The sequence below is a fragment of the Microvirga splendida genome (genome assembly GCF_016427565.1).
Taxonomy (GTDB): domain Bacteria; phylum Pseudomonadota; class Alphaproteobacteria; order Rhizobiales; family Beijerinckiaceae; genus Microvirga; species Microvirga splendida.
This window is the reverse complement of the sequence record NZ_JAELXT010000028.1, coordinates 48,008-57,331: the sequence shown is the minus strand read 5'-3', so window position 1 is coordinate 57,331 and position 9,324 is coordinate 48,008. Positions and strand designations below refer to the sequence as shown.

Here is a 9,324-nt window from a genome sequence, read left to right as displayed (position 1 = left end):
CGCCCACACCTTCTTCTCGGCCATCTGCATCGCTGCCTCAGTGGCCTTCTACCTCAATTAACGAGTCCTGAGCCTAGTCCTCCGCGTGCCGGAACGGCGTGGCCTCGGCCAGCTCCTCTGCGGCCTCCGTCACATAGCGGCGCTCCTGGTCGAGATAGGCCTCCACCGCGTGGCGCAGTCCGGGATCGGCGATGTCATGGGCCGATGAGGTCAGCACGGGCCTGTAGCCGCGCGCCAGCTTGTGCTCCCCTTGCGCTCCCGCCTCGACCCGGTCGAGCCCACGGGCGATGGCGAACTCCATAGCCTGGTAGTAGCAGACTTCGAAATGCAGGAACGGGTGGTCCTCGATGCAGCCCCAGTTGCGCCCATAGAGACGCCTGTCGCCGATGAAGTTGATGGCGCCCGCAATGTAGCGGCCCTCCCGTTTGGCCATGACGAGCAGCACCCGCTCGGCCATCCGCTCGCCGATGAGCGAGAAGAAGAGGCGGTTGAGATAGGGGCGGCCCCATTTGCGGGAGCCGGTATCCATGTAGAAGGCGAAGAAGGCGTCCCAATGCGCCTCCGTGATGTCCTTGCCCGTCACCCACTCGACCGTGATGCCGGGGCCAAGCGCATCGCGCCGCTCGCGCCGGATCGCCTTGCGTTTGCGGGAGGCAAGCGCCGCCAGGAAATCGTCGAAGCTGCCGTAGCCCTCGTTGAACCAGTGGAACTGCTGGTCGTCCCGCCGCAGGAAATCCTGCGCGGCGAACGCGTCGAGATCGTCCTGCTGCAGGAACGTCGCATGGATGGACGAGGCGCCGGCCTGGTCCCGAAGCGCCCGCAGGCCGGCGACGAGGGTGGAGCGGATCTCCGCAGCCCGGGGGCCGTTCGGCACGAGGAGGCGAGGGCCGGTGGCGGGCGTGAACGGCACCGCCACCTGGAGCTTGGGATAGTAGCGCCCGCCGGCCCGGGTATAGGCATCGGCCCAGGAATGGTCGAACACGTACTCGCCCATGGAATGGGACTTGAGATAGCAGGGCGCGGCGCCCAGGATCGTCTCGGTCTCGTCCTCGACGAGGACATGCAGCGGCGCCCAGCCGGTCTTCGCCCCGACGCAGCCGGAATCCTCCAGGGCGGACAGGAAGGCGTGAGACACGAATGGATTGAAGGGATCGTCGTCGCCGGATGCGGTGCCGAGGGCACAGGCATCCCACTGGGCGGCAGGCACCGCCTTCAGGCCTTGGGCGATTTTGACTTGGAAGCTCACCGGATGGAAGGATCTCGCCACTCGCTCCTCAAGAGCTAATCACTGAGAGCACCGAGAGCAAGACGTAATGCCCAGACCCCATGAAGCTATGCTGCAGGGGCATAAATGTGTTATAAAGCGGCGCTGTCCCGAGGCTGCTTGAGGGCTCATAAATATCAGTACGATGGTCAACATGTCAGCATGGGAAGCTATTGAACACTTTTCGTCAGAATACATGTTTTCTCAGACAATTGCTGCCGCTGCGATCTCTTATCTTATAGGGCGTCTTACAAGAGCGCCCGCTTCGACATTCATCAACTTAAGAGTGACAACCGTTCTCTTCTCCGGTCTCACGTTGATCATCGGGTACTTTGGCTTCTATCACTCCCACATGGCATCAGATCCAGGGGTTGGTACCTTCCTGAGGTGGAGCCTTGGAGCTTTACTTCTTGCGCCTCAAATCATCCTGGCGCTGATCGTCCTTTATGCGAATGTCATACTGAGAGTATGGGTCAAGAGCTACAAAGGAATGGCAATTTTAGTTGCTCTTTATGCTTGTCTTAATTTCTGGTCTTACTTCATTTTGACCAATCTTCATTAAAGGCATCGCCTGTCGTTGCCCTCCAGGCGATGCTAATGCATTCGACGGTCAGGGAATGAAGCCCTCGAACACCATCTGGTCCGCATGCCTCTCGGCGCGGGCGCGGTCCTCGGGGGTGCGCACGGTCCAGGTCATGACGGGCAGGTTCCCGAGGAGCCTGCTGAGATGGGTCGAGGCGCAGGGGAGGTCCTTCACCCGCCAGGACAGGAAGTGCGGCTGCGTCTCGGCGAAATGCAGCAGGTTGGCCATCCGGTGCTTCTGCTCGTCCGTCAGGGAGCTGTCGGCCTTGGACGCATATTCCAGCTCGCCGATGAAGCCGCGCGTGATGTGCGGCGCATGCTCGCGCAGATGGGCCACGATGTCCGGATCGAAGGACTTGATGACGAAGGGACCGTTGTAATCCTTGAGGATCTCCACCACCCGCTTCGTCAGCCGCATGTCGCCGTTGAACCGGCTCTTGATCTCGACGACCAGCGGCGTGCGCCCGGCGATGATGCCGAGATAATCCTTGAAGGAAGGAATTGCGTCTCCGCCCTTCGCCCCGGTGATGTCGATCCGCGTCAGGTCGGAGAGCTTGCGCTCGGCGACCAGCCCGCTCTCGGCGGTGAGACGCTCAAGCTCGAAATCGTGGAAGACGATGGCCTCGTCGTCGGCGGTCAGCTGAACGTCGAGCTCGATGGGAAAGCCGCGCGCGATGGCGGCTTGTGCGGCCGAGACCGTGTTCTCGATGACCCCCTCCGACTTGTTGTGAAGGCCGCGGTGGGCGATGGGCTTCGCGACGAGCCAGCCTGGAATGCTCATTGGACTTCGAACATCCCTTCGACCTCGACGCAGGCATCGAGGGGCAGCTCCGCGACGCCGACGGTGGAGCGGGCATGGCGGCCGGCATCGCCCAGCACCTGGACCATCAGGTCCGAGGCGCCGTTCATGACGGGGGCGAGCGCCGCGAAGGTCGGCACCGCATTGATGAAGCCGCCGAGGCGAACGCAGCGGGTGACCTTGTCGAGGTCGCCGACCGCCGCCTTCAGCTGGGCGAGAAGATTGATGGCGCAGAGCCGCGCGGCCTCCTGGCCGACCTCGGGCGAGACCTCGGCGCCGACCTTGCCCTTGTGGGCATCGGCCATCTTGCCGTCGAGCCCGAGGCAGAGCTGCCCGGAGATGATGATGAGGTTGCCGGTTCTGACGAACGGCACGTAATTCGCCACCGGTGCCGCCGGGGTCGGCAGGGTGATCCCAAGTTCCTGAAGTTTCTTGTCGACTGTGCTCATTTCAAGCCTCGATGGGTGTGACATCATCCGGACGGAGTAGTGGCGGATGAGCCGGAAGGACGCAAGCGGGAACATTGCCCTGTGGGCAGGAGCGGCCTATCTTGGCTGCCGTTGCGTCGGGAGAAGATATGCGTTTGTTCGTTGCGGCCTCGGGCCTGTCCATCGCCTTGATGATGCCGGCTCTTGCGGAGACGGTGAAGGCTCCGGTTCAACTCGCGCCCCATCGGGCCGTCTACGACCTCTCGCTCCTGCGGGCCGGCGGCTCCAACGGGGTCGAGAGTGCCCGCGGGCGCATCGCCATGGAGTTCGGCGGCGATGCCTGTGACGGATACACCCTCAAGTACCGGCAGGTGACAATCCTCAACAGCAGCGAGTCCGGCCCCAACACCATGGACGTCCAGACCGCCACCTATGAGACCGGCGACGGTCGCTCCATGCATTTCAAGTCCACGTCGTTCCGCCAGGGCATGATCAAGGACAGCGAGGTCGACGGCGACGCCAAGATCTCCCCGGAGGGCCGGCTCAACGTGGACCTGAAGCAGCCGAAGAAGGCGGCATTCGAGTCCACCGGCGAGACCGTGTTTCCGACCGAGCACCTCAAGCGCCTCATCGAGGCTGGGCGCCGGGGCGACACGACCCTGTCGGTCAGGGTCTATGACGGCTCCAACAAGGGCGACAAGGTTTACGATACCCTCGGGCTGATCGGCCGCAAGATCGAGCCGGGCGCCGCCCTCGCGTCGCTGGAGGAGGCCGTCCGCAAGGACGATCTCGCTTCCCTCGCGCGCTGGCCGGTCACCATCAGCTACTTCGAGGAGGGCAAGGGCGACCGGACGCCGGTCTACACCATTTCCTTCGAGCTGTTCGAGAACGGCATCAGCCGCGACCTCAAGCTTGATTACGGCGACTTCGCCCTCAAGGGCGAGCTGAAGAGCCTCGGCATCCAGAAGCCGAGCGACTGCGGGCGCTAGCCTGCTTTTAAGGCTTTCGCAGCACGATCCCCTTCTGCAGGGCGCCCGCGCCGAACTTGTCGCGGATCTTGTCGATCGCGGCCTCCATATGGGCCTGCCGCACCACGGACTGGTCCGCCAGGTCGCCCTTGTCCGCATCGGCCGCATCGCACAGGTCGGCGGCGCCGATGCCGATGAGGCGGAAAGCCGTGCCGTCGCAGGAGGCCTTGAGAAGCTGCCGCGCCGGGTCGAACAGCCGGGCGGCGAGCTGGGTCGGGGCCAGCCCGGACCGGGTGCGGGTGAGGAGCCGGAAGTCCTTGTCCTTGAGCTTCAGGGTCACGCTGCGCCCGGCCAGGCCCGCCTTCTTGAGGCGGCGCGAGACCTTCTCGGAAAGCCGCCAGAGGATCGGCTCGAGATCGTCGAAGGAGCGCAGATCCGTCTCGAAGGTGGTTTCCGCCGAGATGCTCTTGGTCTCCCGCTCCGGCGTCACGGCCCTGTTGTCCTCGCCCCAGGCGAGCCGGGACAGGCGCTGCGAGTCGCGGCCGAGCGCCTCGAACAGGGTCTTCAGCTCCACGGTCCGCAGGTGCGCGATCTGCGTCACGCCCACTTTCGCGAGCCGGGCTTGGGCCGAGCCGCCGATGCCGGGAATGATTCCCACCGGCTTGTCGGCCAGGAAGTCGGCAGCCTCCTCGCGGCCGATGATCGAGAAGCCCCGCGGCTTGCGCAGGTCGGAGGCGATCTTGGCCAAGAACTTGTTGTAGGACAGCCCGACCGAGATCGAGATCCCGATCTCGTTCTCGACCTTGCGGGCGAAGCGCGCGAGCGTCAGGGCAGGGCTGCCGTGGTGCAGCCGCTCCGTGCCGGTGAGGTCGAGGAAGGCCTCATCGATGGAGACCGGCTCCACCAGCGGCGTCAGCTCCAGCATGAGCTGGCGCACCTCCCGGCCCGCCTTGCTGTACTTCTCGCCGTTCGGCTTGATGACCGTCGCATGCGGGCAGAGCTTCAGGGCCTGGAACATGGGCATGGCGGAGCGCACGCCAAAGGTGCGCGCCACGTAGCAGGCGGTGGAGACGACCCCGCGCTTGCCGCCGCCGATGATCACTGGCTTGTCGGCGAGGCTCGGGTCGTCCCGCTTTTCCACCGCGGCGAAGAAGGCGTCGCAATCCACATGGGCGATGGACAGGGTGTCCCGCTCCTCGTGCCGCAACAGGCGAGGGGACCCGCAGGCCGTGCAGCGTTGCGCCAGGGGAGTGGCGGAAAGCGTCAGGCAGTCACGACAGAAGGGCACCTGGCTCATGGAAGGACAGGGCTACTCGAACTCGGAGGGCGAGAGGGTCCAGTGGGCCCCCATGATGCGCTCAGGCTTGGTGTTCATCTCCTTGGCGAGCGCGATCAGCAGCGGCTCGTCGGAGACCACGTAGTCCAGAATCCCGGCAAAGAAGCCGGGCGACGAGGCGGCGGAGCGGATCGTGTCCGGTCCCAAGCCCGAGACGGCCAGGAAGCGCCCCAGGCGCTCCTCATCGCTCGTGATGAAGCCAAATGCCCCCACTGCGACATTTTCGGCTTCCTCGCGGGTAACTCTTTTTAAGGGAGTGTTCATGTTGTCGGTTTGCATTTCATCAACAGGTTTAGACCTAACTATATCATCAGACGAAAATTTTGGGCCGGTGAAGTGCGTTTTGGGCCCGGGGATAGCGCCAATGAAGAAGACCGTGCTCATCGTTGAGGACAACGAACTCAACATGAAGCTCTTCAACGATCTCCTCGAGGCCCACGGCTATGCGACCCTCAAGACCAGCCACGGCATCGAGGCCATGGAGCTGGCCCGGGCTCACAAGCCGGACCTGATCCTCATGGACATCCAGCTTCCCGAGGTCTCCGGCCTCGAGGTGACCCGCTGGCTCAAGGCCGATGAAGAGCTCAAGTCGATTCCCGTCATCGCCATCACGGCTTTCGCCATGAAAGGCGACGAGGAGAGGATCAGGGAGGGCGGCTGCGAAGCCTATATGTCGAAGCCCATCTCGGTCGCCAAGTTCATCGCCACCGTGAAGACTTACCTTGAGGCAGATGGCAAGCCCGCATGACTTGGGCAATCCCGGGGTTGATCCTTAGCCAGGGTCAATCCGAAGCTTCAGCAAGCCGATTCATCTCCTTGAGAGAACTTGGCTTTAAATATTTTTGGAAAATGCCGCTTTTTGGCCACATGGGCGCTTGCAACGCCCCATGTTTCCTATACGTTCAGCCATAGTTTCCGCCATGAGCGGAAGAAATGCCCTACGGATGAACAGGTCCGCCGCATCTCCTGGGACTTCGTAGGCTCGGCCAGCCTGGGAGCAGATCGTTGCCTCCTCAACGCTGCTCCCAGCTGGCCACCAACTTCTCCATCAAGGCGCCGCAAGGCGCCTTTTGTTTTGGCCAGCGTTCCGTGCAGACGTTTCGGTCGAACCCTCTGTTTCTCCAGACGAATCAGCTGCTTTCCTGTTTAAGCCAAGCTTGGCCGTAAGGAAATATGCCCTTAGGGCAATACTTGGCCGGACAATCCGAGATGCGGTCCCGGTTCAGCCCTGCTACGCTGGGCGGGACACGTTCAAACGGGATGAGGGATCATGGACCATCGCACACCTTCGCTGCCGCCCAAGACCGCGTTGACCCGCTTTTCCGTCGCCCCCCTGTCCACCATGACCCGGCGCCTGGCCGACGTTGCCTCGGGCCGTACCCCGGCCGATCTCGTGATCACCGGCGCCCGGGTGCTGTCGACCTACAGCGAGCGCATCGCCCCGGAGCGGGAGGTCTGGATCGCCGGCGGGCGGATCGCGGCCGTCAAACCGGCGGGGGCGCACCGTCAGGCCCATGGAGCGCCGGGCCGGGTCTACGACGCCAGGGGCGGCATCATCGCGCCTGGGCTGGTGGACCCGCACATCCATATCGAGAGCAGCATGATCACGGCCTGCGCCTATGCGGAGGCGGCTTTGCTCAACGGGACTACGACGATCTTCTGCGACAGCCACGAGATCGGCAATGTGATGGATGCCGCCGGCATCGAGATGATGCTGGAGGATGCGCGCCATGCGCCGCTGTCCATCTTCCTCACCGTCCCGAGCACGGTGCCGGCCACGTCGCCGGATCTCGAAACGGCAGGCGGCGACCTGACGCCCCAGAAGATCGCGGCTCTCTTCGACCGCTGGCCGGAAGCGGCGGCGCTGGGCGAGAAGATGGATTTCGTGCCCGTGACCATGGGCGACGAGCGCAGCCACGCGATCCTCGCGGCCGCCCTGGAGCGCGGTAAGCCGGTCTCGGGCCACATCTACGGCCGCGACTTCGTGGCGGCATACGCGGCAAGCGGCGTCACCGATACGCACGAGGCCATCGACCGGGATATCGCCGACGACCTGCTCGATGCCGGCATCTGGATCTTCCTGCGCGGCGGACCGCCGACAACGCCGTGGCACTCGCTGCCGGAAGCCATCAAGACCATCACGGAGCTCGGCTCCTCGCACAAGCGCATCTGCGTCTGCACCGACGACCGCGACGCGGACGACCTCATGCTGTTCGGCATGGACTGGGTCACACGCGAGGCGCGCCGCGCCGGCATGAGCCGCGAGCAGGCCTGGAGCATGGGTTCGCTCCATCCTGCAACGCGCTTCGCCATGGAGGGCGAGATCGGCGGCCTCGGCGGCGGACGCCGCGCCGATCTCGTGCTGCTCAACGACGACCTCGAGGTGCAGAACACCTGGTATGGCGGCGAACTCGTGGTCGAGGGGAAGAAGATCACGCCCGTGCTCGACCGGGCGCTCTCGAACCGCTACCGCTATCCGGACGAGGCCTACCGCACGGTTCACATCCCGAACGTGCCGAAGCTGATCCCGGACCTGCCGAATGAGGCCTGCACGGCCAACGTGATCCGCGTGGCGCTGCCGGGCATCGTGCTGTTCCACGACAAGGTGCAACTGCAGAAGGAAGAGAGCTGGGACGCTCTGCTCTCCAAGAACGACCTCACCTTCGTCACCGTCATCGAGCGGCACGGCCGCACGGGCGGCAGCGGCGTGGCGCACGGCCTGCTCAAGGATTTCGGCCTGAAGAGCGGCGCGGTCGCAAGCAGTGTCGGGCATGACTCCCACAACGTGATCGTGGCCGGCACCAACGAGGCCGACATGCGCGTGGCGCTCGAGACACTCATCGAGAGCCAAGGCGGCGTCTGCGTGGTCGATCAGGGCAAGGTCGTCGCCATGGTGCCGCTGCCCATCGCAGGCCTTCTCTCCGACAAGCGCGTGACGGAAGTGGCCGAGGAAACGCGTGCGCTGAAAGCTGCCTGGGAGAAGGCCGGCTGCAAAATCGCCTATATGGGATTCAACCTGATCCCGCTCTCGGTGATCCCGGAAATCCGGATCACCGACAAGGGGCTGGTGCTGGTGCCGGAAATGGAGTTGGTGCCGCTCTACGAGGGGTGAGTTCTCAGCGCGAGGCAGTGGCTTCGAAGGCAGCCACTGCCTCGCGCATCGCGACCGCGAAAGCGGGACGTTGATAGAGATCGTTGTGCCCCGCATCCGTGATGGTGCGATCCAGAACGAGATTGGGAACGGCGCTCCGCAAGGGCTCGCTTCGCCGCGCCGGCACGATAGAGTCGCGCCCGGCCGCGATCAGCGCCGTGGGCGTCGGCCGGTCCTTCACCAGATCGATGGTCGGCATATGGTGGCGCAGGAGAAGGCTCGTCGGCGCCCAGGAGAAGTGCTCGCGCGCCAGGGCTTTCAGCGAGTCGAACGGCGTGACCAGGATCAGGCCTGCGACCTCTCGCTGGTGGGCCAGATAGGCCGCGACACCGCTGCCGATGCTGAAGCCGACGGCAACGACGGGGCGTGAGCGATCCTGCTGCAAGTGATCGACGATCGTCAGCGCATCCGCGAACAGCGCTTTCGCGCTGGGCTCTCCGCTGCTCGGCGGATAGCCGCGATAATGGAAGGCGATTACCTCATGATCGGGAAAGAGGCCGTGCAGGGTGAGCGCGACCGCATCCGCATTCCAGGCATTGCCGCCGAAGCCCAGCAGGAGAGGCTTTGTGCCGGACGCGTTCCCAAGCCGCGTTCCGACGAGACGCTCGCCATCGGGCGTCGTCAGCTCAAGCCGCTCGGCGGATAACGGCAGCAGAGGGCGATTGGAGGCTGCCATCCGGGCCGGGAACAGCATTCTGGTCTGAAACAGAGCCGTGACGAGCACCAGGGCCGCATAGAGCAGCGCGGCGCCTAGGACGAGGGTGAGAAACCACATCGGTGCGGACCTGGATTTTCG

General features: G+C 64.3%; 10 protein-coding genes. 4 read left to right on the top strand and 6 right to left on the bottom strand.

Features of this window, described 5'->3' with window-relative positions; translation table 11 throughout:
• Positions 1–73: 73 nt before the first annotated feature.
• Positions 74–1,267 carry a GNAT family N-acetyltransferase gene (locus JAO75_RS19815; protein WP_343234661.1) on the bottom strand — a complete coding sequence of 398 codons (1,194 nt, stop codon included), beginning with the start codon at positions 1,265–1,267 and terminating at the stop codon, positions 74–76.
• 151 nt (positions 1,268–1,418) lie between these two features.
• On the opposite strand from JAO75_RS19815, the gene JAO75_RS19810 reads away from it, so the two are divergent.
• Complete coding sequence (locus tag JAO75_RS19810) at positions 1,419–1,826, top strand: hypothetical protein (RefSeq protein WP_199050871.1); 408 nt, start codon at positions 1,419–1,421, stop codon at positions 1,824–1,826.
• Between the two features lie 48 nt (positions 1,827–1,874).
• Here the strand turns inward: JAO75_RS19810 and JAO75_RS19805 are convergent, their stop codons facing one another.
• Both JAO75_RS19805 and JAO75_RS19800 read right to left on the bottom strand, forming a co-directional pair.
• Positions 1,875–2,627 (bottom strand): glycerophosphodiester phosphodiesterase family protein, encoded by a 753-nt coding sequence (locus JAO75_RS19805; RefSeq protein WP_199050870.1) that lies wholly within the window; start codon positions 2,625–2,627, stop codon positions 1,875–1,877.
• Positions 2,624–3,094: a RidA family protein gene (locus tag JAO75_RS19800; protein ID WP_199050869.1), complete on the bottom strand. Its 471-nt coding sequence runs from the start codon at positions 3,092–3,094 to the stop codon at positions 2,624–2,626. Before JAO75_RS19800 ends, JAO75_RS19805 begins: the two co-directional genes overlap by 4 nt.
• Before the next feature lie 128 nt (positions 3,095–3,222).
• Here JAO75_RS19800 and JAO75_RS19795 point away from each other — a divergent pair, with 128 nt between their 5' ends.
• Positions 3,223–4,062, top strand: a complete 840-nt coding sequence (locus tag JAO75_RS19795) for a cell envelope integrity EipB family protein (protein WP_199050868.1) — start codon at positions 3,223–3,225, stop codon at positions 4,060–4,062.
• A gap of 7 nt (positions 4,063–4,069) precedes the next feature.
• Here the strand turns inward: JAO75_RS19795 and JAO75_RS19790 are convergent, their stop codons facing one another.
• Both JAO75_RS19790 and JAO75_RS19785 read right to left on the bottom strand, forming a co-directional pair.
• The gene (locus JAO75_RS19790; RefSeq protein ID WP_199050867.1) at positions 4,070–5,338 is read right to left on the bottom strand and encodes a DNA polymerase IV; all 1,269 of its coding nucleotides are present in this window, start codon (positions 5,336–5,338) and stop codon (positions 4,070–4,072) included.
• 12 nt (positions 5,339–5,350) lie between these two features.
• Complete coding sequence (locus JAO75_RS19785; RefSeq protein ID WP_199050866.1) at positions 5,351–5,641, bottom strand: DUF3572 domain-containing protein; 291 nt, start codon at positions 5,639–5,641, stop codon at positions 5,351–5,353.
• A 100-nt stretch (positions 5,642–5,741) separates the two neighbouring features.
• On the opposite strand from JAO75_RS19785, the gene JAO75_RS19780 reads away from it, so the two are divergent.
• On the top strand, positions 5,742–6,125 hold the full coding sequence (locus JAO75_RS19780) for a response regulator (RefSeq protein ID WP_027317281.1): 384 nt from the start codon (positions 5,742–5,744) through the stop codon (positions 6,123–6,125).
• Between the two features lie 522 nt (positions 6,126–6,647).
• The gene (locus JAO75_RS19775; RefSeq protein ID WP_199050865.1) at positions 6,648–8,489 is read left to right on the top strand and encodes an adenine deaminase; all 1,842 of its coding nucleotides are present in this window, start codon (positions 6,648–6,650) and stop codon (positions 8,487–8,489) included.
• A gap of 4 nt (positions 8,490–8,493) precedes the next feature.
• On the opposite strand, the gene JAO75_RS19770 is transcribed toward JAO75_RS19775, so the two are convergent.
• Complete coding sequence (locus JAO75_RS19770; RefSeq protein WP_199050864.1) at positions 8,494–9,303, bottom strand: alpha/beta hydrolase; 810 nt, start codon at positions 9,301–9,303, stop codon at positions 8,494–8,496.
• Between the last annotated feature and the right edge of the window lie 21 nt (positions 9,304–9,324).

What these genes read in the sequence shown, in the direction of transcription:
- JAO75_RS19800 (WP_199050869.1), bottom strand. Translation starts at nt 3,094, where the DNA reads ATGAGCACAGTCGACAAGAAACTTCAGGAACTTGGGATCACCCTGCCG.
- JAO75_RS19770 (WP_199050864.1), bottom strand. Translation starts at nt 9,303, where the DNA reads ATGTGGTTTCTCACCCTCGTCCTAGGCGCCGCGCTGCTCTATGCGGCC.
- JAO75_RS19780 (WP_027317281.1), top strand. Translation starts at nt 5,742, where the DNA reads ATGAAGAAGACCGTGCTCATCGTTGAGGACAACGAACTCAACATGAAG.
- JAO75_RS19810 (WP_199050871.1), top strand. Translation starts at nt 1,419, where the DNA reads ATGTCAGCATGGGAAGCTATTGAACACTTTTCGTCAGAATACATGTTT.
- JAO75_RS19790 (WP_199050867.1), bottom strand. Translation starts at nt 5,338, where the DNA reads ATGAGCCAGGTGCCCTTCTGTCGTGACTGCCTGACGCTTTCCGCCACT.
- JAO75_RS19795 (WP_199050868.1), top strand. Translation starts at nt 3,223, where the DNA reads ATGCGTTTGTTCGTTGCGGCCTCGGGCCTGTCCATCGCCTTGATGATG.
- JAO75_RS19785 (WP_199050866.1), bottom strand. Translation starts at nt 5,641, where the DNA reads ATGAACACTCCCTTAAAAAGAGTTACCCGCGAGGAAGCCGAAAATGTC.
- JAO75_RS19775 (WP_199050865.1), top strand. Translation starts at nt 6,648, where the DNA reads ATGGACCATCGCACACCTTCGCTGCCGCCCAAGACCGCGTTGACCCGC.
- JAO75_RS19805 (WP_199050870.1), bottom strand. Translation starts at nt 2,627, where the DNA reads ATGAGCATTCCAGGCTGGCTCGTCGCGAAGCCCATCGCCCACCGCGGC.